General features: G+C 72.8%; 22 protein-coding genes. 7 read left to right on the top strand and 15 right to left on the bottom strand.

Translation table 11 applies throughout. From position 1 onward, the window contains the following. Window positions 1-104: 104 nt before the first annotated feature. From ACFY0K_RS18770 to ACFY0K_RS18730, 9 genes are all read right to left on the bottom strand, one after another. The gene (locus ACFY0K_RS18770; protein WP_390640769.1) at window positions 105-1,433 is read right to left on the bottom strand and encodes a hypothetical protein; all 1,329 of its coding nucleotides are present in this window, start codon (window positions 1,431-1,433) and stop codon (window positions 105-107) included. Continuing rightward, window positions 1,430-3,193 carry a glycosyltransferase gene (locus ACFY0K_RS18765; protein ID WP_390640768.1) on the bottom strand — a complete coding sequence of 588 codons (1,764 nt, stop codon included), beginning with the start codon at window positions 3,191-3,193 and terminating at the stop codon, window positions 1,430-1,432. Before ACFY0K_RS18765 ends, ACFY0K_RS18770 begins: the two co-directional genes overlap by 4 nt. Window positions 3,194-3,425: 232 nt before the next feature. After that, window positions 3,426-5,018 carry a dipeptide ABC transporter ATP-binding protein gene (locus tag ACFY0K_RS18760; protein ID WP_390640767.1) on the bottom strand — a complete coding sequence of 531 codons (1,593 nt, stop codon included), beginning with the start codon at window positions 5,016-5,018 and terminating at the stop codon, window positions 3,426-3,428. Beyond that, entirely contained in the window at window positions 5,015-6,013 is a 999-nt protein-coding gene (locus ACFY0K_RS18755; protein WP_390640766.1) for an ABC transporter permease, read from the bottom strand. The genes ACFY0K_RS18760 and ACFY0K_RS18755 overlap by 4 nt, the downstream gene beginning before the upstream one ends. Further along, window positions 6,010-7,053 carry an ABC transporter permease gene (locus tag ACFY0K_RS18750; RefSeq protein ID WP_390640765.1) on the bottom strand — a complete coding sequence of 348 codons (1,044 nt, stop codon included), beginning with the start codon at window positions 7,051-7,053 and terminating at the stop codon, window positions 6,010-6,012. The genes ACFY0K_RS18755 and ACFY0K_RS18750 overlap by 4 nt, the downstream gene beginning before the upstream one ends. 4 nt (window positions 7,054-7,057) lie before the next feature. Continuing rightward, the gene (locus ACFY0K_RS18745) at window positions 7,058-8,776 is read right to left on the bottom strand and encodes an ABC transporter substrate-binding protein (RefSeq protein ID WP_390640764.1); all 1,719 of its coding nucleotides are present in this window, start codon (window positions 8,774-8,776) and stop codon (window positions 7,058-7,060) included. A gap of 165 nt (window positions 8,777-8,941) precedes the next feature. Beyond that, window positions 8,942-9,034 carry an Ms4533A family Cys-rich leader peptide gene (locus ACFY0K_RS18740; RefSeq protein ID WP_324604415.1) on the bottom strand — a complete coding sequence of 31 codons (93 nt, stop codon included), beginning with the start codon at window positions 9,032-9,034 and terminating at the stop codon, window positions 8,942-8,944. Window positions 9,035-9,090: 56 nt separating this feature from the next. Then, window positions 9,091-10,590 carry a DUF3152 domain-containing protein gene (locus ACFY0K_RS18735; protein ID WP_390640763.1) on the bottom strand — a complete coding sequence of 500 codons (1,500 nt, stop codon included), beginning with the start codon at window positions 10,588-10,590 and terminating at the stop codon, window positions 9,091-9,093. A 7-nt stretch (window positions 10,591-10,597) separates the two neighbouring features. Further along, window positions 10,598-11,617, bottom strand: coding sequence for an alpha/beta fold hydrolase (locus ACFY0K_RS18730; RefSeq protein ID WP_390640762.1), 1,020 nt, complete (start codon window positions 11,615-11,617; stop codon window positions 10,598-10,600). 259 nt (window positions 11,618-11,876) lie between these two features. Here ACFY0K_RS18730 and ACFY0K_RS18725 point away from each other — a divergent pair, with 259 nt between their 5' ends. The 4 genes from ACFY0K_RS18725 to ACFY0K_RS18710 all read left to right on the top strand — a co-directional run bounded on the left by ACFY0K_RS18725 (window position 11,877) and on the right by ACFY0K_RS18710 (window position 13,789). Then, complete coding sequence (locus ACFY0K_RS18725; RefSeq protein WP_390640761.1) at window positions 11,877-12,101, top strand: hypothetical protein; 225 nt, start codon at window positions 11,877-11,879, stop codon at window positions 12,099-12,101. Window positions 12,102-12,293: 192 nt separating this feature from the next. After that, window positions 12,294-12,938 carry a TetR/AcrR family transcriptional regulator gene (locus ACFY0K_RS18720; protein WP_390640760.1) on the top strand — a complete coding sequence of 215 codons (645 nt, stop codon included), beginning with the start codon at window positions 12,294-12,296 and terminating at the stop codon, window positions 12,936-12,938. 176 nt (window positions 12,939-13,114) lie between these two features. Next, the gene (locus tag ACFY0K_RS18715; protein ID WP_352367019.1) at window positions 13,115-13,342 is read left to right on the top strand and encodes a DUF3107 domain-containing protein; all 228 of its coding nucleotides are present in this window, start codon (window positions 13,115-13,117) and stop codon (window positions 13,340-13,342) included. A 174-nt stretch (window positions 13,343-13,516) separates the two neighbouring features. Then, on the top strand, window positions 13,517-13,789 hold the full coding sequence (locus ACFY0K_RS18710; RefSeq protein ID WP_352367018.1) for a hypothetical protein: 273 nt from the start codon (window positions 13,517-13,519) through the stop codon (window positions 13,787-13,789). 93 nt (window positions 13,790-13,882) lie between these two features. Here ACFY0K_RS18710 and ACFY0K_RS18705 read toward each other — a convergent pair whose 3' ends face one another. After that, window positions 13,883-14,629, bottom strand: coding sequence for a ferritin-like fold-containing protein (locus ACFY0K_RS18705; protein ID WP_390640759.1), 747 nt, complete (start codon window positions 14,627-14,629; stop codon window positions 13,883-13,885). A gap of 560 nt (window positions 14,630-15,189) precedes the next feature. Here ACFY0K_RS18705 and ACFY0K_RS18700 point away from each other — a divergent pair. Beyond that, on the top strand, window positions 15,190-17,844 hold the full coding sequence (locus ACFY0K_RS18700; RefSeq protein ID WP_390640758.1) for a DEAD/DEAH box helicase: 2,655 nt from the start codon (window positions 15,190-15,192) through the stop codon (window positions 17,842-17,844). Window positions 17,845-17,987: 143 nt separating this feature from the next. Continuing rightward, window positions 17,988-18,890: an alpha/beta fold hydrolase gene (locus ACFY0K_RS18695; RefSeq protein ID WP_390640757.1), complete on the top strand. Its 903-nt coding sequence runs from the start codon at window positions 17,988-17,990 to the stop codon at window positions 18,888-18,890. A 33-nt stretch (window positions 18,891-18,923) separates the two neighbouring features. Here the strand turns inward: ACFY0K_RS18695 and ACFY0K_RS18690 are convergent, their stop codons facing one another. Further along, window positions 18,924-19,823: an NYN domain-containing protein gene (locus tag ACFY0K_RS18690; protein ID WP_351958048.1), complete on the bottom strand. Its 900-nt coding sequence runs from the start codon at window positions 19,821-19,823 to the stop codon at window positions 18,924-18,926. A 161-nt stretch (window positions 19,824-19,984) separates the two neighbouring features. Here ACFY0K_RS18690 and ACFY0K_RS18685 point away from each other — a divergent pair, with 161 nt between their 5' ends. Continuing rightward, a complete protein-coding gene (locus ACFY0K_RS18685) occupies window positions 19,985-20,137 on the top strand; it encodes a hypothetical protein (protein WP_089098921.1) in 153 nt (50 codons plus the stop codon). A 149-nt stretch (window positions 20,138-20,286) separates the two neighbouring features. Here the strand turns inward: ACFY0K_RS18685 and ACFY0K_RS18680 are convergent, their stop codons facing one another. The 4 genes from ACFY0K_RS18680 to ACFY0K_RS18665 all read right to left on the bottom strand — a co-directional run bounded on the left by ACFY0K_RS18680 (window position 20,287) and on the right by ACFY0K_RS18665 (window position 23,430). Continuing rightward, window positions 20,287-20,892, bottom strand: coding sequence for a MarC family protein (locus ACFY0K_RS18680; RefSeq protein ID WP_390640756.1), 606 nt, complete (start codon window positions 20,890-20,892; stop codon window positions 20,287-20,289). A gap of 54 nt (window positions 20,893-20,946) precedes the next feature. Further along, the gene (locus ACFY0K_RS18675; RefSeq protein WP_390640755.1) at window positions 20,947-21,804 is read right to left on the bottom strand and encodes a PHP domain-containing protein; all 858 of its coding nucleotides are present in this window, start codon (window positions 21,802-21,804) and stop codon (window positions 20,947-20,949) included. A gap of 213 nt (window positions 21,805-22,017) precedes the next feature. Continuing rightward, entirely contained in the window at window positions 22,018-22,659 is a 642-nt protein-coding gene (locus ACFY0K_RS18670) for a DUF6758 family protein (RefSeq protein WP_093499236.1), read from the bottom strand. A 174-nt stretch (window positions 22,660-22,833) separates the two neighbouring features. Next, window positions 22,834-23,430 carry a suppressor of fused domain protein gene (locus tag ACFY0K_RS18665; protein WP_390640754.1) on the bottom strand — a complete coding sequence of 199 codons (597 nt, stop codon included), beginning with the start codon at window positions 23,428-23,430 and terminating at the stop codon, window positions 22,834-22,836. Window positions 23,431-23,826: the final 396 nt, after the last annotated feature.

The raw sequence follows: 23,826 nt of genomic DNA, 5'->3' as shown, positions 1-23,826 counted from the left end.
CTGGTGGTCTCCTTCAAGAGGTGGTGCGGTTGCCTGCGGCGGGATGCCGGGCACCGGCCGCCGGGACGGCCCGGCGAGGCGTGCGAGGTGATCGGCGGCTCTGCTCACTCCGGGTCTCCCGTCGGCGCGTGGGCCGAGGCCCGGGTCAGGGTGCCGGTCGCCCGGCACAGCAGCGCGAGGGCGGCGGCGCCGCAGGCGAGGGCCGGGACGCCGCCCGCGCCCCAGGCGCCGACCAGGTGGTCGACGGGGACGGCCAGGAAGGCGCAGCCGGGCAGCCGGCCGGCCAGGACGAGGGCCACGGCCGCCGCTTCGGTGGCGGCCGCGGCGGCGAGGGCGGGCCCCTGCGGGACGTGGTGGACGGCGAGGAGGCGGGCGAGCAGGAGGAGGGCGCCGAGGGCGAGGGCCGCCGGGTAGCCTGCGGGTTCGCCGAGGGCGGCGGCGCACAGGGCGAGCAGGGCCGTGAGGGCGCCGAGGAAGAGGGCGAACGTGCCGAGCAGCAGCGGCTGTACGGCCCCGGTGAACTCCTCCAGGCCCCGGCTGGCCGCGAGTCTGCGCCGGGCGCCCGCCGTGAGGAGGTGGGCGCTCCAGGCAGCCGGTGCGCAGGCCAGGGTGAGGGCGAGGACGGGAGCCGTGGTCACCGGCCAGGGGCCGTCGGCCGTGCCGGTCGGGAGGCCGTCGGGGCCGCCGTCCACGACGGCCCGCAGCAGGCCGTCGCCGAGCAGGGCGTAGGCGAGGAGCCAGCAGGTCCATGCACGGGTGCCGGTGGTGGTGCGCCAGGCGGGGGTCCGGGCCGGTGCGGCCAGGGGGCCGCGGCGCAGGACCGGACGTACGGCCAGGGCGACGGCGAGCACCCCGACGGCTGCCGCGAGGAGGCGGGGGCGGCCCTCGGTGAGCCGCACGGCGGTCACGGCCGCCGCGCAGACGGCGCCCGGGAGGAGGGTGAGCAGCGCCCGGTCGGCGCGCACGCGGGGCGCGGGCGCCGGTCCGGGGTACGGGCGCGGGTTCTCGTCGCGGGGCACGCGCGCGTAGAGCTCCTCCGCGAGGGAGAAGACGTCACGGTGCCGGAAGCGGGCGGCGGTGCGGTCGGTGACGCCGTGCGCCTCGAGGCCGGCCGCGATCTCCAGTGGGTCCACGGCCCGCTCGCAGAGGGCGCGGTGCCGGTGCATCAGCGCCTTCACCGGGTCGGCGGCGCCTCGGCGGGGTGTGGTTCTGCGGCTGCCGACGGGGTCCTGCGCGGCAGCCGGGCCGCCCGGGCGGATCCTGCCGGTCGCCGGTGCCGGGCTCGCGGAGAGAGCGTGTCCCGGGCCGGCCTCCTCGGCTCCCGGGAGCCACCCTTGCGACCGCGCGTCCCAGGCGTCGGCCGCGCCGGGCCGTCCGGGCCGGTCCACCTCTCCCGGGCCGCCGTTGACCGTGCCGCCCTCGGCGCCGTTCACAGCGCCCCCTCGGTGGCCGTGAGCGGGGTGGCTCGTACCGAGGCGGGCCGCAGGACGGCGCCCGGGGCCCGGCCCGGTACGGCGGGTTGGGCGACGCGCGCCGTGGGGCCGGTCCAGCGGCCCGGTACGCGGGCCTCGGCCGGAAAGCCGAACGGCAGGGGCTCGCCGGACCGGTCGAGAACGACCCGGCGTACCGGGCAGTGCGAGACGATCTCCAGGTAAATGCTGTGAAATGCCGCGATATTCTGCTCGACGGTGAACAGTTCGAGCGCCCGGGCGCGTGCGGCGGCTCCGAGGCGCGCGCGGCGCTCGGGGTCGCGGAGCAGCGTCACGCACGCCTCCGCGAGCGCCCGCGGATTGCGCGGGGGCACGACGAGCCCGGTGCCGCCGATGGCCTCCACCACGGCGCCGACGTCCGTGGAGACGGTCGCCCGGCCGCAGAACATCGCCTCGACGAGTCCCGCCGGGAACCCCTCGACGACGCTGGACAGGACGACGATCTCGCCGGACGCGTAGGCGTCGGCGAGGGTCGGTGCCTCGGGTCCGCCTATCTCGTCGAAGGAGACCGGGTTGTCGCCGACGGCGTGCACGCCGTCGGCCTCGTCGGGGAAGAGTTGTGCGGCGAGCGCCCTGCAGTGCCCCAGGTAGGCCTCGCCCTCCGGCCCCGCCGGGGCGCCGACGACCCGCAGCCGCGCCTTGGGCTCCTCCTTGCGGACCTCGGCGAAGGCATGCAGCAGCGACACCAGGTCCTTGGCCGGCTCGATCCGGCCGACCCACACGAGCGTGTCCGGTTCCGCGCGGTCCGGGGACTCTCCCACCTCGGTGAAGCGGGCGGCCTCCATGCCGGGATGCACGGTGCGGATGCGGGCACGGTCGGCGCCGCAGCGCTCCTGCCAGCGGCGGGTGTGCGCGTTGCCCGGCGTGATGATCGCGGCGCGGCGGTAGACCTCGGCGGCGAGCCGCCCGTGGAAGGCGGCGAGCAGCGCGCGTACGGCGGGGGTCGCCGTGTCGGGGCCGGTGGCGAGGTAGTGCGAGCGCAGCTGCACGCCGTACTCGGTGACCAGCAGTGGCACACCGGAGAAGTGCTGGGCGAGCAGGCCGGCCAGGGCGGCCGGGCCGCCGGCAGTGGCGTGACAGAGGTCGGCCGCGCCGAGGCCGTCGTCGCCGTACCAGTCCAGGGAGAGGGGGCGCAGGGCGCGTTCGAGGTGGGCGGCGACGGCGAGCAGATCGGGTACGCGGGCCTCGCGCGCCGTTCCGAGGGCGCCGGGTGCGCGACAGGCGCGCTCCAGAGTGCGCAGGGCGGTGTCGGAGCGGAGTGCGGCGGCCAGGCCGCCCTCGTCGCGGGCGAGTTCGGCGAGTCCGTGGAGCGCGCTGCCGAAACGGTCCGCCAGAGAACCGGGCACGGCGCCGGAGCCGCCCGCCTCGCCCGGCCCGTTCGAGCCGGCCGCGCCGTCAGGGCCGGCCGCGCCGTCAGAGACGACCGTGCCGTGCGGACCGTCGGCAGCCGGGCCGGCGCACAGCACCCCCACGAACTCGGCGTAGCTCTCGGCGAAGCGCCGGCGCGCGCGCCGTCCGTACGTGACTCCGTCCTCGTCGGCGGTCCACAGCGGAGCCGTCCGGACCCGGCTGACGTGCGGCGGCAGCGGGAGCCAGCCCTCGTCCTCCTGGCGCCGGGTGCGGCTGAGCGCGTAGAGGTCGAACTCGTGCTGCCCGAGCCCGCGCACGAGCCGGTCGCACCAGAGTCTGGCGTCACCGCTCACATACGGATAACCACCCTCCGTAAGCAGTCCGATGCGCACGTGTGCACCCCCGATCGATCTCCCGTATGGGGAGCCACCGTGGCTCGGTGGCTCGCAGCGGGACGAAGGTATGCGGACAAGACGGTGGCGCGACGGACGGTTGTCCATCGCGCCACCAAAAGGGGTGAACGGTCGTAACTTTCCCGTGCGGGCCGCGTTCTGTCGCGCTAGGCGACCATGTGACGGCGGAACGTCACGCCGACGCCAGTTCCCGGCGCGCCGCCCGCCGCCGGGCCGCGGCCTCGGGGTCGAGGGCGGGCACGGCGGCCAGCAACTGCCGGGTGTACGGGTCCCGGGGGTTGTCGTAGACCTCGTCTGCCGGGCCGGTCTCGACGATCCGGCCGCGCCGCATGACCGCGACCCGGTCACTGACCTGGCGCACGACGGCGAGGTCGTGGGCGACGAAGACGAGCGCGAGCCCGAGTTCGCGCTGGAGCTCGCCGAGCAGGGCGACGACCTGGGCCTGGGTGGTGACGTCCAGCGCGGAGACCGGCTCGTCGCAGACGATGACCCGCGGGTCGGCCGCGAGCGCCCGCGCGATGCCTACGCGCTGGCGCTGGCCGCCGCTGAACTCGTGCGGGTAGCGCTGGTAGTGCGCCGCTTCGAGTCCCACGCGCTCCAGCAGTTCGATCACGCGCCCCCGGATGCGCCCCTCGTCGCGTTCGCCCCGCGCCCGCAGCGGGTCGGCGATCGACTCGCCGACGCTGCGCCGCGGGTTGAGGGAGGACACCGGGTCCTGGAACACCATCTGGACGGCCGGGTCCACGCCCACGCGCGCGTGGCCGTCGTGCCGGACCTCCCCCGCCGTCGGCTCGAGCAGCCCGACCAGCATCCGGCCGAGGGTGGTCTTGCCGCTGCCGCTCTCGCCCACGACTCCGAGGGTCTCGCCCCGGTGCACGGTCAGCGACACGTCGTCCACGGCCGTGAACGCCCGCTTGCCGCGCCCGAACTCGCGGCGCAGGCCGGTCGCCTCCAGGACGACCTCCTCGGACGCCCGGGAGGGCGCCCGCACCGCGTCCACGCGCGGGACGGCGGAGAGCAGTTCCCGGGTGTACGGCTCGGCGGGCGCGCCGAGCACGGTGGCGACCGGCCCCTGCTCGACCACGCGCCCGTGCCGCATGACGAGCACCCGGTCGACGCTCTCCGCGGCCACGCCCACGTCGTGGGTGACCAGCAGCAGGCCCATGCCGGTCTCCTCGCGCAGGGTGTGCAGCAGGTCGAGGATCTGGGCCTGGACGGTCACGTCGAGGGCGGTGGTGGGCTCGTCCGCGATGAGCAGCTCGGGCTCGCAGGCGAGCGCCATGGCGATCAGCGCGCGCTGCCGCATGCCGCCGCTGAACTCGTGCGGGCGGGACCGGGACCGGCGCCGGGCGTCCGGGATGCCGACCCGGTCGAGCACCTCCACGGCACGCGCGCGTGCGGTCCGTCGTGACGCGCGTGTGTGCACGCGGTACACCTCGGCGATCTGGTCGCCGATCGCGTAGTACGGGTCGAGGGACGAGAGCGGGTCCTGGAAGACCATCGCCGCCTTCGCGCCGCGCAGCCTGCGCAGTTCGCCGTCGGAGGCGGCCTGTACGTCGGTGCCGGCGACCTCGATCGAGCCGCCGAGCCGCGCTCCCGTGCCGTGGTGCAGACCCAGCAGGGCGGCGGCGACCGTGGACTTGCCGGACCCTGATTCGCCGACCAGGGCGAGGGCGGCGCCGCCCTCCAGGGTGAACGACAGCCCGTCCACGGCCCGCAGGTCGCCGAAGTCGACGGTCAGATCGGTGACTTGGACGAGACTCACGTCAGTACCACCCGTCGGTCGGCCACCGCGTACAGCACGTCCGCGACGGCGTTGGCGAGCACCACGAAGAAGCCGACGACGAGGACCATGCCGACGACGACGGGCAGGTCGACCACGCTGACGGCGTGCACGAGTTCCTGGCCGAGGCCGGGCAGGCCGAACAGCGTCTCCGTGAGCACGGCTCCGCCGACGGCCGAGCCGAAGTTGTTGGCGTTGAGCGCGATGACCGGCGCGAGCGCCCCGCGCAGGGCGTGCCGGCCGACGATCGACCGCTCCCCGACGCCGTACGCGCGGAAGGTGCGGATGTGGTCCTCGGCCAGGGTCTCCAGCATCGAGGCCCGGGTCATCCGGGCGAACGACGCGGATTCGATGAGGGCGAGGGAGAACCAGGGCAGCAGCAGGTTCCACGCCCACTGCTCGGGGTCGTCGGTGAACTTCACGTACTGCGGGAAGGGCAGCAGTTGCAGTTCGCCGCAGACGACGATCATCAGGACCAGGCCGATGACGAAGACCGGCGTGGCCCAGCCGGCCAGCGTGAGACCGGTCAGCACCCGCTCGGTGAGCCGGCCGCGCCGCCAGACGGAGAGCACTCCCGTGCCGACGCCCAGGACCAGCCACAGCACCATCGCGCCGAGCACCAGCGAGAGGCTGACCGGGAGCCTGGTCAGGATGATGCTCAGGACCTGCTGGTCGGTCTGGTACGACAGGCCGAGGCAGGGTGCGGAGCAGTGCTCCACGGAGGTGCCGGTGGAGTAGTCCTGGCCGACGACCAGGCCCTCCAGGAAGTGCCAGTAGCGCACGTAGAGCGGGTCGTCGAGGTGCAGTTGCTGGGCGACCTGGTGCACCTGCTCCGGGGAGCAGCGCGGGCCGCAGGTGATCTGGGCGACGTTGCCGGGGGTGACGTAGAAGACGACGTAGACGATCACGGAGATGGCGAGCAGGGTCGCCACGGTGCCGATGGTGCGGCGCAGCAGGAAGCCGCCGAAGCCGTTCACGCGGATTCCTCCTTCGCCGTCGTCTTCGCCGTCGCCCCCGCCGTCGTCTTCGCCGCCGTCAGGGCCGCGCGCCTGCGGCCGGTGCCGACGCCGAGCCGGGAGGCGGCGCGCGGGTCCAGGGCGGTGCGGACGCCGTCGCCGAGGACGGTCAGCGCGAGGACGGTCACGAACAGCGCGCCGGCCGGCAGGAGCAGGTACTGCGGGGCCGCCTGGTACCAGACGTCGGCCGCGGTGAGCATCTGGCCCCAGGAGGGGGTCGGCGGCTTCACCCCGACGCCGAGGAAGGACAGGGCCGCCTCGGTGCTGATGTTGACCGGGATGAGGATCGAGGCGTACGTGATGACCGGTGCGGCCAGCCCGGGCAGCAGTTCGCGGCGGGCGATGCGCCAGGCACCCCAGCCGCTGAGCCGCGCCGCGGCGACGTAGTCGAGCCCCTTCAGGGTGAGTGTCTGGGCGCGCACGATCTTCGCCATGCTGCCCCAGGCGATGAGCCCGATGACGAGGGTGACCAGGACGGGCCGGGGGAAGCTCTGCGGCACGATCGCGAGCAGTGCCAGCGACATGATCATCAGGGGCAGTGCGACGATGATGTCGGTGATCCGGCTCAACACTTGATCAATCCATCCACCGCCGAGCGCGGCCGCCACGCCGACGAGCAGCCCGAGGAGGACCTGGATCACGGTCGCCGCGAACGCGACGCCCAGGGACACCCGCGCCCCGTACACCAGCCGTGCGAACAGGTCCCGTCCGGTCTGCGGCTCGACGCCCAGCCAGTGGTCGGCGGAGACGCCGCCGAGGGAGCCGACCGGCACGCCGCCGCGCGCGGAGTCGATGAGGGCGGGGTGGTAGGTGAACGGGTCCTGGCCCTCCAGCGCGGTGAGCAGCGGCGCGGCGAGCGCGACCAGGACGAGCAGCGCGACGACGCCCGCCGCGACCGTGGCGGCCCGCTGCGTGCGCAGCCGCCGCCAGAACTGACGAGCCCCCGAAGCCCCCGAGGCGGACGCCTCGGGGGCCTGGGTGGCGACAAGAGCCTCGCTCACGGTGCTACTTCACCGCGACCTGGGAGATGTCCAGGACACCGGTCCAGTCGCTGATCACGACGTTCTTGATGTCCTTGCCGACCAGCCGCTTGTAGACCGGGTGGAACAGCGGCACGGTCAGCGCCTGCGCGCCGATCTTCTTGTCCAGTGCACCCCACCGCTTGGCGGCCGCGTCAAGATCGGTCAACTTGTTGATCGCGTCAATCTCGGCGTTGACCGAAGCATCGTTGAGCTGGGAGGCGTTGAAGTTCGCGCCGTCCTTGACGATCTGCCGGCCGTCGAAGATCGGGGCGAGGAAGGGACCGCCGGAGGGCCAGTCGGCACCCCACGCGGCGAGGAAGAAACCGGGCTCGGTCTTCACGCTGTGGACCGTGTCGGAGTAGTTGTTGTCCTCCAGGCCCTGCAGCTTGACCGTGATGCCTGCCTTCTTGAGGGCGTCCTGGATCGCGGTCGCGATCTCGGGGCTCGTCTTGAAGTTGTCGGCGTTGTCGTGGGTCAGCGTGACGGTGAGCCCGTTCGGGTAACCGGCCTCCTTCAGCAGCTCCTTGGCCTTGGCCGCGTTGCCGGTGGCGCCCGCCGGGAAGAGGTCGTACGGCGTGTAGCCGAAGGACTTCTGGTCAGGCAGGAAGGTGGTCGCGGACTCGGCGAGGGCGCTGCCGCCCGCCGCGTTGATCACGGACGACCGGTCGACGGCGTACGAGATGGCCTGCCGCACCTTGGGGTTGTCGAACGGCTTGACCTTCGGGTTGAACGCTATGTAGTTCGTGTAGCCGAAGTGGCCGGTGCCGACGCGCGCGGCGAGTTCCTTGTCACCGGTGACCTTGGCGAGTTCGGCCGGACCGAGGTTGGTGTCCGTCGTCACGGCGGCCGCGTCCGCCCCCTGGGACGCCGACAGCCGCTGGTTGATCACGGACGAGTCGAGCCCGGACTGCACGTCGATCTTGTCGGGGTACGCCTTGCGCTGGTCGTCGACGGACGCGGACCAGTACGTGTTGCGCTCCAGGACCAGGTGCTCGCCGTCGTTCTCGTTCTTGACGACCTTGTACGGGCCGGACGAGACGGGGTGCTCCTCGTACTTGGTGCCGGTGTCCTTGGCCTTCGGGACGGGCGTGAACTGCGTCTGCGTGGCCAGGAAAGGGAACTCGCCCTCGGGCTTGTTCAGGTGGAAGACGATCGTGCGGTCGTCCGGCGTCTCGATCGCCGAGAGCCCCTTCTTGTCCTTGTACGGCCCCTGGTAGTCGGCGGCACCGACCAGCCAGTCCCGCAGGTAGGGCGCACCACCGGAGAGTTCGGGGGCGAAGGAGCGCTCGATGCCGTACTTGATGTCGGCGGACGTGATCGGGGTGCCGTCCTCGTACTTGAGGCCCGCCTTCAGGGTGTACGTCCACACGGTCGCGTTCTTGCTGGGGCGCCCGGTGTCGGTGGCCAGGTCGGGGACGACCTTGGTGCCGGCGGCGCCGTTCGCGCGGTTGCGGGTGGTGAGCGTACGGAAGACCAGGGAGGGCACGTTGCCGCCGCCGGAGGTGTACAGGCGGGCCGGGTCGAAGTCCGTCTGCGGGTCGGAGTTCAGGACGGTGAGCGTGCCGCCCTTGTGCGGCGCGGAGTCGCCACTGGAGCCGTTGGCATCGTTGTCCTTCGGCCCGCAGGCGGCGGCGCCCGCTGCCACGACAAGGGCAAGCGAAACGTACGCCGCACGGGCGCTGGTCACGGACGGGTGACGCATCGGAATGACGACCTCTCGGAAGGCGAGTCTCGATGGGCGAGACAGATTGACGAGGAGTGAGACGAAAGTGAACAGACGTCTGCCCGGCGTCAGGTCGTCGAAAGAGCCGTGCCCCAGGTCACGGCAGCAGGGAAAAATCGCGACGCGAACGCCTGAAGGCGGGCGTCAGCGACAGTGGATGTCGGCCACGCACAGCGCGGTCACGCCGATGAGCGCCAGCTCGATGGCGGCGCGCGCGGAGGCGTGAAGGGTCGACATGCCCAGAAATATGTACGAACTTTCTGCGCATGTCAATGTGATGTATGAGCCACCCGTCAACTCTTGGGATATGGCCAGGGGTTGGGCAGACAGTGGATTCCGTCGTGGTCGAGGAACTTGGTCTGCTGCTGCATGACCGGCGCGAGCTCGCCGTCCTTGTCGCAGGTCACATGGCCGTAGCCGAGCCGGTGGCCGACCTCGTGGTTGATCAGCATCTGCCGGTAGGCGTGGATCTTGTCACCGTACGTCTTGCTGCCCTGGGCCCATCTGTATGCGTTGATCATGACGCGTTCGGTGGACGCCGAGTCGCAGGACACGTTGTCCTCGGTCGTGTCGAGACCGGACTTGGCGCACCACTTGGCGGTGGTGCCGGGGCTGGCGAGCGTGATCACGAAGTCGGGCTTGCCGGTGGACACGCGCGCGAAGGTGCGGGCGCCGTCGTGGGCCCAGCTGCGCCCGTCGTTGAGCGTCTTCTGCACGGCCTCGGCGAACAGCCTCCCGTCCAGGCCCAGCCCCTGCTCCACGTCGACGCGGTAGGTGTACTTCCGCCCCGTGCCCGGCGCCTCCGCGCTCCCGGGCACGGCGCTGAACTTCCCGGACCCGGTCAGCTTGGCGCTGAGCGGGTACTTCTCGCCCATCGCCTGCTCGTACGACAGCGTCAGCACGCCCGGCGAGGCGGAGGCCGAGGCGGACGGCACCGTACGGCCGTCCCCGCGCGAGGCGGCGCCGTCGGTGGCCCGCGAACCGTCCGCGGCCGACTGCGAGCGCGCGGCGTCGCCGTCGCGGCCGCCGATCACCTGCCCGGCGACGATCACCGCGAGCACGGTGGTGACGGCGGCGGCCGCGACGCCCGCGAAGGCCCGGCCCTTGCCGCTCCTGGGCTGCGCGGGCTCACCGGCGGGCGGCGCGTCGTCGGCGTCGCCCGCACCGCCGTCGACGCCGGACGGGAGCGGGGAGATGTGGGTACCGGAGCCGGGCGGATACGTTTCGGCGCGCTGGGCGCCGATGCCGGGGCGGCGCGCGAAGACGTCGACGTCCTCCTCGAAGGCGTCGACGTAGTCCTGCCGCGGACCGCCGGGCCCGCCCTGCCGCTGCCGCGGTATCGACACACCGGTCGCCCCGAGGGCGGCGACGGCGGGCCCGGAAGCGGTACCGGCGGGCCCGGAGGGAGCACCGCCGGGCCCGGAGGACACACCGGCCGCGCCGCCCAACCGGCCCCAGCCACCGCCCGCTTCACGCTGCTGCGGGTGGCCGCCACGCACTCGCGGGACACCCTGGACCGGAGTCCCGTCGGGGAGGCGCGGGACACCGTGCGCCGGAGTCCCCTCGGAGAAGCGCGGGACACCGTGCGCCGGAGTCCCCTCGGAGAAGCGCGGGACACCGTGCGCCGGAGTCCCCTCGGCAGAGCCGGGCACGCGACCGGCCGGACGCGGCACCGCGGGTCCCGCCGGGCCGCGCTCGGCGTCCGCCGGGCCCTGCTTCCGGGCCGCGCGCGTGCCTTCTATGTCCGCCGTGTCGTCCTTGGATGCCGACCCGCGGCGGCTGTGACGTCCCACTCGCCCCTCAGCCCCCCGCGCCCGGCGCGACCGGACCGCCGCCGACGGTCCCGGAAGCCGGTCCGCCGGCCAGCCTGTCGGCGGAGGCGAGGAGTTCACGGAACGCCCTGGCCACCGCACCCGGGTACTCCATCATCGCCACGTGCCCGGCATCCGGCATGGACAGCAGCCGGGAGTGGCGGAAGCTGCGGGCGGCCTTCCGGGCCATGCGGTAGCCGACGAGCTGGTCGCGGCCGCCGTAGATCAGGAGGGTCGGGGCGAGCACGCGCTCGGCCTGGCGCCAGAGCCCGTGCTGGCCGCCCAGCGTGTACGCGTTGACGATCCCGCGCGCGGACCGCCCCATCGCGTCCCAGAAGTACGGCAGCCGCAGCCGCCGTTCCAGCTCCTCCACCGCGTGCTCGAACGCCTCGGGCGTCACCCGGCTGGGGTCGCCGTAGCAGAGGGCCAGCACGCCCCGTACCCGCTGTTCGGCGGTCCACCTGCCGGTCGTGCGGGTGAGGAGCCCCGCGACGCCCGGGAGGCCGAGGATCACCGTCGGTACGGCGGTGCGCTGCACGCGCAGCTCGGGCAGGGCCGGCGAGACGAGCGTGAGGGTGCGGACGAGGTCCGGGCGGACGGCGGCGACGCGGGTGGCGACGGCGCCGCCCAGTGAGTTGCCGAAGAGGTGGACCGGACCGCGGCCGGCCGCGTCGAGATAGCGGATGACCGCGCGCGCGTGCCCGGTGACCGAGTAGTCGCCGTCGTCCGGCGGCGGCGAGTCGCCGAAGCCCGGCAGGTCGACCGCCTCGCCGTCCACGACGTCTTCGAGCTGCTCCATCAGCTGGGACCAGTTCTGCGAGGAGCCGCCGAGCCCGTGGATGTAGAGCGCGGGCGGCAGACCCTCGCGCGCGGGCGGCCGCGAGCGGACCGAGAGGGTGACGCCGGGCAGTCCCACCGACCGCAGCCGCTCGCCCGCCGCGACTCTGACTGCCGCCGCCTCGGGGAGCACGCTGGTGGGCGGCACGGAGGGCAGCTCGGTCGAAGACATGGGCCAATGTTACGAGACGATCACACCGTGATTGGTGTGTTCGCCGTCACAGAACCGCCCCGCCGAGCCGCCCACGGGCCACATACAACCCGTGTACGACCCGTGTACGGCCCGGGGTGAGTGGCAAGGCCGCGACGCGGAGCGAACGGCCCTGGATGGCATAGCGTCCGCATCCGCTGTCTCCTACGCTCGTAACCAGGGCACCCGTTTGTGGACCCCTGCTGCAGCCAGGGAACTTCGAAGGAAGGGAGCCCCCACCATGGCCCATGACCCCACCGACCCCGAGGTACTCGACGATCTGGAGGCGGATGAGGCCCCGGAGATCGATGTCGAGGCCCCCGAGGGCGACACGGCCGAGCAGCACACGGACGTGACGCCGTCCCAGGACGACCCGCTCACCGGTGTCGACCCGGACCGTGCGAACGAGGCCGATCTCATCGAGCAGGCACGGGTGGTCTCGCTCGACGAGGACGACTACCGCTGAGCTCGGGCCGGTCTCCGGCGGACCCGCCTGGCCCGTCCGCATGTCCCGGGATGTCCCGGTGCGGCTTTCACCGTCGTCCGGTACGTGAAATTCTGCGCTCGCACCGCGCACAGCAGGGTTACCGAAAAGTACGATGGCCGCGCGGAGCGATCCGCATGTGGACGACTCATGTGGACGACTTTGGGAGGCGGCGTGACAGCCATCGAGCAGACAGAGGCAGCACGCCCGCGGGGCACGCGCCTGCCGCGCCGTGCCCGACGGAACCAGTTGCTGGGCGCCGCCCAGGAGGTGTTCGTCGCGCAGGGGTACCACGCGGCCGCGATGGACGACATCGCCGAACGCGCCGGCGTCAGCAAGCCGGTGCTCTACCAGCACTTCCCGGGCAAGCTCGACCTCTACCTGGCCCTGCTGGACCAGCACTGCGAGGCCTTGATCCAGGCGGTGCGCGGCGCGCTCGCGTCGACGACCGACAACAAGCAGCGGGTCCGGGCGACCATGGACGCCTATTTCGCGTACGTCGAGGACGACGGCGGGGCCTTCCGCCTGGTCTTCGAGTCCGACCTGACGAACGAGCCGGCGGTGCGCGAGCGCGTCGACAAGGTCACCAACGAGTGCGCCGAGGCGATCTGCGAGGTCATCGCGGAGGACACCGGTCTGCCGCGTGCCGAGTCGATGCTGCTGGCGTCCGGCCTCGGCGGTCTCGCCCAGGTGGTGGCCCGTTCCTGGCTGCACAGCGACCGTTCGGTCCCGCGCGACCAGGCGGTCCAGCTGCTGACCTCGCTGGCCTGGCGGGGCATCGCGGGATTCCCGCTGCACGGCATCGACGCGCACCACTGACACCGCCACTGGCACGCCACTGACTCGCCGCCGACGGCACCGCCGGAGGGAATTCCCGTTCGGTGTTCGCTCCTGGCGTGCACGTGCGCAGCGTGTACGTCCCCTCACCGGGCTAATGTGTGCTGCGTACGGCGCGGAAGGTCGCGCACTTCACTGACCGTCGGAGGGACATAGCCGTGGAGGTCAAGATCGGCGTGCAGCACGCGCCCCGCGAGATCGTTCTGGAGAGCGGTCTGAACGCCGAGGAGGTCGAGCGCATCGTCGCCGACGCGCTGGCCGGCAAGTCACAGGTGCTGTCCCTGGAGGACGAGCGCGGCCGCAAGGTCCTGGTTCCGACGGACCGCCTGGCGTACATCGAGCTCGGCGAGCCGACGGTGCGCAAGGTCGGCTTCAGCGCGGTCTGACCACAGCAGCACGGAGGGGCCGGGTGGACGTGTGTCCGCCCGGCCCCTCCGTCGTGTTCGCCTTCCACATGTGGCGCACAAGTCGCCCACAGAGGAGGATTGCATTCCGCAGGTCACGGGTATGACGGGCTACGACCGTGAAGCACCGGCCGGCCGTGGGAGGGACCCCTCGTGATGCTCCTGGAAGTCCTTGGATCCGCACTGCTCGGCCTGGCCCTGTCGTGGGCCGCGACCAGTCGCCTGTCCCACCGGCTCCCGGCCCGTCCCCTGGTGTTCTCCACCGGCGTCGCGGGAGCCCTCTTCGGCGACTTCGTCACGCACAGCGCGCTCGGCCCCGGCACGGTCCTGGTCACGCTTCTGGGCGCGGCGATCGTCTCGGCGGCGTCCCTGTCGCTGCTGCTCCGTCCGGCGGGCCGCCACCTGCGCCGACGATCGATCCCGGCGTAGCGCCCCGAGGGGCCGCGGGGGAACTGCGCGGCCGGTCACAACCACAACCACACCCGCGGCCGCGCGACTCCGCGCAACACCTCCCCCAGGGCGTTACGCCGCCAGCCCCAGCGCAGCCATCCGCTTCGTGTGCGCCTCGGTGATCCGCGAGAACATCCGCCCCACCTCGGCGAGGTCGAATCCGTCGGCCACTCCTCCGACCAGCATGGTCGACAGCGCGTCCCGGTCGGCGACCACCCGCTGGGACTGCGACAGCGCCTCGCCCATCAACCGCCGTGCCCACAGGGCCAGTCGGCCCCCCACGCGCGGGTCGGCGTCGATCGCCGCGCGCACCCTCTCCACCGCGAACCCGGCGTGCCCGGTGTCGTCGAGGACGGCCAGCACCAGTTCGCGGGTGTCCGAGTCGAGGCGGGCCGCGACCTCCCGGTAGAAGTCACTGGCGATCGAGTCGCCGACGTACGCCTTGACCAGGCCCTCCAGCCAGTCGGACGGCGCCGTCTGCCGGTGGAAGCCGTCGAGGGCCGCGACGAACGGCTCCATCGCCTGCGTGGCATCCTCGCCGATCTCCGTCAGCCGGTTGCGCAACCGCTCGAAGTGGTGGAACTCGGCCGACGCCATCTTCGCCAGCTCGGCCTTGTCCACCAGCGAGGGTGCCAGCTTGGCGTCCTCCGCGAGCCGCTCGAACGCCGCGAGCTCGCCGTACGCGAGGGCACCGAGCAGGTCCACGACCGCGGCACGATAGTGCGGGTCGGCGGCCGCCTGCGCCCAGTCCTGGGCGGCGACACCGGTCGGTTCGGCGGAGGCGGTCTCAGGCTTGTCAGAGCTCGTCATGAAGCGCACAATAGCCCGCCCGCGGCTCCCGGGAAGCCCTGGGGAAGCTCCGGTCCGGCCCCGGAGAGTCTCCGGGGTACCCGGAGAAGTCCGGGAGAAGCCCCTGGTCAACCACTGTGACTACCACGACGTGACCAAATCGGCCATCACATGTGCACGATTCCGGGGTATGGTGGTAATGCGCCTGCTGGTACGCCGTCGATTCTGGCCGTACCTCGACAGGCCGCACGTATGAGGATGCCCGGTCGGTGGCCCGATCGGCTCCGACCCGACAGCCCTCCCGGCTCGTACGGCACTGTGCGTACGACGACCGGAGGGACACACCCTCAGCGGTACGAGCGCTAGAGCGTCGGTAGAGGTCCCGTGCACTACGGCGTGCCCCACGGCCCGCCCGTAAGGCAGCCGACGTCCCCGGCACGGTCCGTCAAAGACCCCCGCGCTCGCCTCGCGCCGCGACACACAGAAGAGGCAGCACCCTGACTACGACGTTTCGTGAACTCGGAATCCTTCCCGAGACCGCCGAGGCCCTGGAAGCCGTCGGCATCATCAACCCCTTCCCCATCCAGGAGATGACACTCCCGGTCGCCCTGTCCGGCACCGACGTCATCGGCCAGGCCAAGACCGGCACCGGCAAGACCCTCGGTTTCGGCCTCCCGCTCCTTGAGCGCGTCACCGTTCCCGCCGACGTGGAGGCCGGCCGCGCCGCCCCCGAGGCCCTCACCAACGCGCCGCAGGCGCTCGTCGTCGTCCCCACGCGCGAGCTCTGCACCCAGGTCACCAACGACCTCCTGACGGCCGGCAAGGTCCGCAACGTACGCGTTCTCGCCATCTACGGCGGCCGTGCCTACGAGCCGCAGGTCGAGGCGCTGAAGAAGGGCGTCGACGTGGTCGTCGGCACCCCGGGCCGGCTCCTGGACCTCGCGGGCCAGAAGAAGCTCGACCTCAAGCACATCAAGTCGCTCGTCCTCGACGAGGCCGACGAGATGCTCGACCTGGGCTTCCTTCCGGACGTCGAGAAGATCATCGACATGCTTCCGGCGAAGCGCCAGACCATGCTGTTCTCGGCGACCATGCCGGGCGCGGTCATCGGCCTCGCGCGCCGGTACATGAGCCAGCCCACCCACATCCGCGCCACCGCGCCGGACGACGAGGGCGCGACCGTCGCGAACATCGCGCAGTTCGTCTACCGCGCGCACTCCATGGACAAGCCGGAGATGATCGCGCGCATACTGCAGGCCGACGGCCGCGGGCTCGCGATGATCTTCTGCCGCACCAAGCGCACCGCCGCCGACATCGCCGAGCAGCTGCAGCGCCGCGGCTTCGCCTCCGGGGCCGTCCACGGCGACCTCGGCCAGGGCGCCCGCGAGCAGGCGCTGCGCGCGTTCCGCAACGGCAAGGTGGACGTCCTGGTCTGCACCGACGTCGCCGCGCGCGGCATCGACGTCGAGGGCGTCACGCACGTCATCAACTACCAGTCCCCCGAGGACGAGAAGACGTACCTGCACCGGGTCGGCCGCACCGGCCGCGCGGGCGCGTCGGGTACGGCGATCACCTTCGTCGACTGGGACGACATCCCGCGCTGGCAGCTCATCAACAAGGCGCTGGACCTGAAGTTCCCCGACCCGGTGGAGACGTACTCCACCTCGCCGCACTTCTTCGAGGACCTGAAGATCCCCGCGGGCACCAAGGGTGTCCTGCCGCGCTCGGAGCGCACCCGCGCCGGGCTCGACGCGGAGGAGCTGGAGGACCTGGGCGAGACCGGCGGCCGCGGTGGCCGCGGTCGCGGTGGCCGGGGCGGCCGGGGCGAGGCGCGCGTCGAGGCCCGCACCGAGGAGCGCGAGCGCCCGTCCCGCAGCCCGCGCCGCCGCCGTCGCACGCGCGGCGGTTCGGCCCTCGACCAGGCGTCCGGTACGACGTCCGCGGCGCCGGCCGCCGAGGCCGCGTCGCCCGCCTCCGCCGGCGAGGCCCTCGCCGCGTCGGAGCCGGCGGCCGCGCGGACCCCGCGCCGCCGTCGCCGTACCCGCAACGGGGCGCCGCAGGAACCGGTGGCGGCCGCCGCCCCGGTGTCCGTGACGCCGGAGGCCGTCGCCGAGACGGTCGAGACGGCCGGGTCCGTCGTGGAGCCGGCCGCGGCGGAGAAGCCGCGCCGCCGTCGCACCCGCAGGTCCGCGGAGGCCCCGCCGGTGGCCGAGGCGCCGACGCCGGTGGTGACCGAGGCGCCGGTGGCCGAAGAGGCACCGGCTGCCCCCGCGCGCCGTCGCACCCGCAAGACGGCCGAGCCTCCCGAGGCAGCCGTCGCGGCGGTCGTCGAGGCGGTCGAGGCCGCGGCGGAGCCGAAGCCGCGCCGCACGCGGAAGACCGCGGCCGCCGCCCCGGCGGCCGCCGAGGCCGCGGTGGACACCGCCGAGGCTGTCGAGGCCAAGCCGCGCCGCCGTGTCCGCAAGGCCGCCGAGCCCGTGGTGGAGGTCGCGCAGGCTCCGGCGGAAGCCGTCGAAGCCCCGGTGGCCCCGGCCCGCCGCCGCACCCGCAAGGCCGCCGAGCCGGTGGCGGCCGCGCCGCAGCCGGCGAGCGCCGAGGCGGAGGCCGAGGCCGCGCCCAAGCCGCGCCGGACGCGGAAGGCGGCCGAGGCTGCCGTGGACACCGCCGAAGCCGCCGAGGCCAAGCCGCGCCGCACCCGCAAGACGGCGGCAGCCGCCCCGGAGGCCGCCGAGGAGGCGGAGGCGGCGCCCAGGCCGCGCCGCACCCGCAAGACGGCCGAGGCCGCCGAAACCGCGGTGGACACCGCCGAGGGCGCGGAAGCCAAGCCCCGTCGCACCCGCAAGGCGACGGCGACCGCCGCCGAGACCGAGACGGCCGAGGCGGTCGCCGAGGTCAAGCCCCGCCGGACCCGCAAGACGGCGGCCGCCGCCCCGGACACCGTCGAGGCGGAGGCGGCGCCCAGGCCGCGCCGCACCCGCAAGACGGCCGAGGCCGCCGAAACCGCGGTGGACACCGCCGAAGCCGCCGAGGCCAAGCCGCGCCGCACCCGCAAGACGGCAGCCGCCGCCTCCGCGGAGATCCCGGCGCAGGCCACCGAGGAGCCGGAGGCGAAGCCGAGGCGACGCACCACCCGCAAGGCGGCCGAGTCCGCCGGGACCGCCGGATCCGTCGAGGCGGCCGACGCGGAGGCCAAGCCGAAGGCCCGCCGGACCCGGAAGACGGCCGCCGCGGCCCCGGAGGCCTGAGCACACGCCTGACGACGGCCCGGACCACCCCGTGTGGTCCGGGCCGTCGGCGTCTGTGCAGCACCCGGCGGTGCCCGGTGCCGGTACCGGGGTTCACCCACCGGCCCCCGGTCGGTCACCCCGCTCCGGATACCCTCTCCCCCATGAGCAGGCCTCGTACCTTCGTCCCGCCCGCCGATGCCCGTGCCTATGCGCTCGCCACCGAGCGGGGTGAGTTCGCCGTCGTCGACGCGCCCGTGGCCGCCGGGGTCGAGCCCAGGGGGGTCGCGCTGCTGCTGCCCGGGTTCACCGGGAGCAAGGAGGACTTCAACCGGCTGCACGAGGCGCTGGGCCGGCGCGGGTACCGGACGGTCGCCGTGGACGGGCGCGGGCAGTTCGAGTCGGACGGCCCCGCGCACGACGAATCGGCGTACGCCCAGGAGGAGCTGGCGCGGGACGTGCTCGCGCAGGCGGCGGCGGTCGGCGCGGGCCGCCCGGTGCATCTGCTGGGGCACTCCCTGGGCGGCCAGATCGCCCGCGCTGCCGTGCTCCTCGACCGCACGCCGTTCCGCTCGCTGACCCTGATGGCCTCGGGCCCGGCGCAGATCTCCTCCTCCCAGCAGCAGCGCGTGAAGCTGCTGCGGGACGCACTCGCCGTGATGTCGATGGCCGAGGTGTGGGAGGCCATGCAGGCCCTGGAGGCACCGGAGGAGCTGGAGGAACCGGACGGGCCGGAGGAGGGCCTGGAGGACGGCGAGGATCTGCGGCGCCGCTGGCTGGGCAACAAGCCGGCCCAACTCCTCGCCACCGGGCGCCAGTTGTGTACGGAGCCGGACCGCGTCGCGGAACTGGCCGCCCTGCCGCTGCCTTTCCATGTCCTGTCGGGCGCGCGGGACGACACCTGGCCGGTACCGCTGCTGGACGACATGGCACTGCGGCTGCGGGCGCGCCGTACGGTGATCGCGGGGGCTGAGCACTCGCCCAACACCGAGCGCCCCGCCGCCACCGCCGAGGCGCTCGCGGACTTCTGGGACGGAACCGGCCCCGCGGACCGGGAGCAGGGCTGACGCTGCGAACAAGTACCGCGGCCGGTACGGCGGCTAGTACTGCGTCTGGAGGTGATCCCAGAAGCCGTCCCGCAGGGCGCGGCGCAGGTCGGCCTGGCCGCGCAGGGAGTACTGGAGCATTCCCTCGGCCTCGACGAGGAGGTCCTGGTCGACGGGGCCCGGCAGGTAGGGGTGGCCGGGCAGCAGTTCGACGAGCGCCTCGCGGCCGCGCGAGGAGAGCCACTTCGCCGCGATCTGCGCGCCGACGAAACGGACGTCCTCGCGGGTGGGTCTGGTGGCGCCGGCCTCGTAGGCGGCGGTGCGTCGGGAGACGTACGGCTTGAAGAACTCGAGGTCGAGGGTGCGCTGGCTGTCGACCTCCCAGAGCAGCGGCTCGGCCTGGTTGCGGCCCTCGGGGGCCTCGATGCCCCACAGGTGGACCCGGGCGCCGTAGCCCTGGGCGGCCTCGACCGCCGAGACCAGGTCCTCGTCGCCGCCGAGCAGGGCCGCGTCGCTGATGGCGCGGTGCCGGGCCAGTGACTCCAGGTCCGTGCGGATCAGGGAGTCGACGCCCTTCTGCTGGTTGTTGGCGTTGAGGTTGCCGAGGCGGACCTTGACGTCGGGGAGTTCGGCGATGGCCTGCTGCTCGGCGGTGTGGATGCGGCGGCGGGCGCCGTCGTACCAGTAGACGCGCAACAGCCGGCTGTCGGCGAAGATCTGGCGCGCCTTGTCGATGAGCGCCTCGATCAGCCCTTCGGCGTCGAGGTCGAAGGCGCGGCGGTCCTCCGTCCCGGCGACGAGCCGGCCCGTGGCCGCGTAGAGGTAGCCCGCGTCCACGAAGATGGCGTGCGTCGAGGGCGTCTTGGCCACTTCGGCGAGCATGCGGGTGAGCAGCTCGTTCGTGCGGTCGATACGAGCCCGGAGGGCGTCGAGGTCGTCGTTCATCACCTCCATTGTCCCGGCGGTCACGCTGCGAACACAACCGGTCCCGGTCAGTCTCGTGGACACTCTTACCGGTCGGTAATTAGACGTTCGAAAAATTTCTTTAGCGTAGGGAATGTTTGTAACACGCAAGCCGTTGACTGCTACGGAACAGGACGACGAAGGGAGAGGCCATGCGCTTCGAAATCATGCGACTCGACGAGGTCGACGGCACCACCGTGGACAGCACTGTCGTGGACGCCGCCTCCGTCAGCAGGATCGTTCAGCAGGCCGCCGCCGTGGGGCAGCGCCTGTGGATCCGACCGGCCGAGACCCAGGCTTCGTAACAAGCTCTTGTAACAGCACGACGCGACAACGACAGAAGACGACAGCAGCCACACCGACGACGCGCGGAGCACCGCACAGTCTTCAGAGCCCCCGCACGGCACCCAGGCCGTGCGGGGGCTCTGCGTTCAGCGGTCTCCCGCGTGGCGTGCTACGCGCCCTTGATCACCTGGGTGACGCCGTTGATGATCTGCTGCACGGCGATCGCGGAGAGCATCATGCCCGCGAGCCGCGTCACCAGGACCACACCGCCGTCCTTGATGACCCGGATGATCAGCAGCGAGTAGCGCATCACCAGCCAGAGCACGACGTGGATCGCGAGGATCGCGCACCATACGGACACCTGCGTGGCCACGTTGCCGGCCTTCTGCACGGCGAGGATGACCGAGACGATCGCACCGGGACCGGCCAGCAGCGGCATGCCCAGGGGCACCAGCGCCACGTTGACGTCCTTGGTCTGCTTCGGCTCGTCGTTCTTGCCGGTGAGCAGGTCCAGGGCGATGAGCAGGAGCAGCAGCCCGCCCGCGATCATCAGCGCGGGCACGGAGACGTGCAGGTAGTCCAGGATCTGGTGCCCCAGCAGCCCGAAGACCGTGATCACACCGCCCGCCACGCACACGGCCTGGAAGGCCATCCGCTTCTGCACCTTGCCGGGCCGGCCGGCGGTGAGGGCGAGGAAGATCGGGGTGATCCCCGGGGGATCCATGATGACGAAGAGGGTCAGGAAGAGGGAACCGAAGACGGCGAGATCGAACATGGCTGTGCTACAGGCCTTGCGGGAGTGAGGGACTCGGACGTGCGGTGGCGGGCTTCAGGCTCCGCCGGTCCCCGGCACCGGGAACGCGCCCGTGGCCCGGCGGGTGATCTCGCCGTACACCTCGGGGTCGGTGGTGTACTCGCCCAGCGTCACCGTCTTGCGGCTGCCGTGGTAGTCGGACGAGCCCGTCGCCAGCAGCCCCAGCTCGCCGGCGAGCCCGCGCAGCCGGGCACGGGTGTCCTCGTCGTGGTCCATGTGGTCGACCTCGATGCCGTCGAGACCGGCCGCTGCCATTTCGGCGATCGCCGACTCGGGGACCGTGCGGCCGCGCTTCGCGGCGGCGGGGTGCGCGAACACGCAGACGCCGCCGGCGCCCTTGACCAGCCGGATCGCCTCGAAGGGGTCGGTCTCGTGCTTCTCCACGAAGGCCCGGCCGCCGTCGGCCAGCCACTCCTCGGTGAAGGCGTCGCTCACGGTCGGTACGACACCGAGTTCGACGAGCGCGGAGGCGACGTGCGGCCGCCCGACCGAACCGTCCCCGGCGATCCGCCGCACCTGCTCCCAGGTGACCGGCACGCCCAGCGCGTTCAGCTTGGCGACCATGCCCCGGGCGCGCGGCACCCGGTCGTCCCGGACCAGCTCGCGCTCGGCGAGCAGCGCGGGCTCCTCGGGGTCGAAGAGGTAGGCCAGCAGGTGCATGGAGACGCCGTCGAGGCGGCAGGACAGCTCGGCCCCGGTGACCAGCGTGAGCCCCGCGGGCAGCGCGGCGACGGCCTCGGCGTACCCGCGGGTGGTGTCGTGGTCGGTCAGCGCGACGACGTCGAGACCGGCAGCGGCGGCGTTGCGCACCAGCTCCGCCGGGGTGTCCGTGCCGTCGGACGCGGTGGAGTGGCAGTGCAGATCGATGCGCACGACGCAGACTCCAGCGGGACGGGACGGGACGGAAGGAACGCGTCAAGGATAACGGCCGCCGGAGGGTGCCCCTGTCACACCCGAAAGCCAGGAGCGCCCCATACAGCCGACGCGCCCCGAAGGTCCGCTGGGGGTACCCCGGGCCGAAGGCTGGGGGAAGGAACTGCGCGACAAGCCACGACGGCGCCGCAGCCGCCCACGTACGGCCACCCCCTAGGGCTCCAGCAGCCGCGGCGACAACGCCCCGCACGGCACCAGGTCCACCTCGGCCCCCGCGTCCCGCAGATCGGTCAGTACCAGCTCGTCGTACATCAGCAGACCCGTCTGCTCGGGCCACACCACGGCCCACAGCCACAGCCCGCGCGCCTCGCCCGCGAAGACGGCCCGGTCGTCCGGCGCGCCCGAGACGTGCCACAGCGGCGTCGGCCGGCCCGCCGCCAGCACCTTCGCCTGGGGCGGCTTCTCCACGTCCATCGAAGGCCCGGGGTCCGGTCCGTCGATCCCCGCGTACCGCGCCCCGAGGCCGACTCCCAGCTCCTCGGCGACCAGGATCATCTCCCCTATGCCGCCGAGCGGCGCGGGTCCGGAGCAGGCGACGGCGGTCGCGCGGCCCCCGCTGCGGTCGTCACCGGCACACGCCACACCCGTGAACAGCCAGCCGACCGGCAGCGGCCAGGGCATCCACACCGGAACCTGGGTGCGGTGCACCACCACACCGAGGGCCTCGACGCTGGGCGGGATCACGGGCTGTACCGGATGCACGGTCCCGTGGACATCGCACTGCCAGGTGTCGGCGAAGAGTCCGGGAGCCCTGACCCGGCCACCACACTTCGGGCAACTGGGTTCGCCCCTCATAGAGCCCCACGGTCCTACCCAGGACCCCCCACGTCAAGGACGATCACCCGTCCAGCGCACGCGGCCGCGTGGACGGACGGCTCCCTTTCTGCGGCAGGCCGCCGGTGACGGGCGTCACGCGCTTTGCCAACTGGCCGACGGCGAATGCCCCTTGGTGAGCTTGCTCACCCCGCGTCAGTCCAGCGGGACGGATTTCCGGTGCGGGTCCCGGAGGTCGGCCCCGTTCGCGAGCCAGCGCTCCTGCAGGGCGCCGGCGCCGTGCACGCGCTTCCAGGCGGCCTCGTTCGGCGTCATCGGCAGCAGCGGCAGGAACCGTACGGGGTCGAGGGGCTCGTCCAGCTCCAGATCCTCGACGAGACCGCCCGGCTCGCCGACCAGGACGGAGGTGAAGGGCGCCCCCGGCCACAGCGGGTCGCCGACGTCCAGCGACGCGCCCGGAGTCACGACGAGGCCCTCCACCTGCGGGGACGCGGCGAGCACGGCGAGCGCGCGGAGCACCTTGTCGGTCTCGGCGAGCCCGGCGCGGACCGACAGGATCAGCTCGGCGCGCGGTCCCCTGACGGGGTCCGCGACCATCGCGGTGGGGTCGGTCATCGGGTGCACGGACATCCCGAGCGTGGCGTAGCGGACGACGTTCTCGCCCTGCAGGTCCTCGTGGAAGCGGAGCACCTCGATGCGGTCCGTACCGAGGAAGGTGACCGCCGCGCGCGCGTCCGGTTCGCCCAGTGCGGTGGTCAACCGGGCCTCGACCAGAGGAAGAACTTCAGCCATGTCGCGAGCATAGAACTCGTCAGCACCGGGCAAAGCGGCGCCTTGACACTGAGGGCTGCTGCTACTCTGACCGCGGTGGTTCGGGGCAGCACGCAGCGCGTCGCGGTCAGACCCCGACACCGTCAGGACTCCCTTACGAGGGACCGGCTGGAGGAGGTGGGGCTGTCATGGATCGAAGTCACCCGTGCAGTACCACTCGCTCTTCCTGCCTCTGAATCTCTTTCTCTGGCTGGCTGCCGCCTTTTCGTGCGCGTTGTCGTTCGGAAGAGCACTTCGTTTCGCTTGCCTGATCCCTTTGGCCGGTCCGTTCCGGATCTGTCTGGATCCGTTCGTCTGATCTGAATCAGTAGCGAAGTCGCCACCGCAACGGTGCGGTGCTCCCCGCTTTGTGGACGT

It is taken from the genome of Streptomyces sp. NPDC001507 (genome assembly GCF_042894765.1).
Taxonomy (GTDB): Bacteria; Actinomycetota; Actinomycetes; order Streptomycetales; family Streptomycetaceae; genus Streptomyces.
Note: the sequence above shows the minus strand (reverse complement) of the source record. Positions and strands in the feature narration are given on the sequence as shown.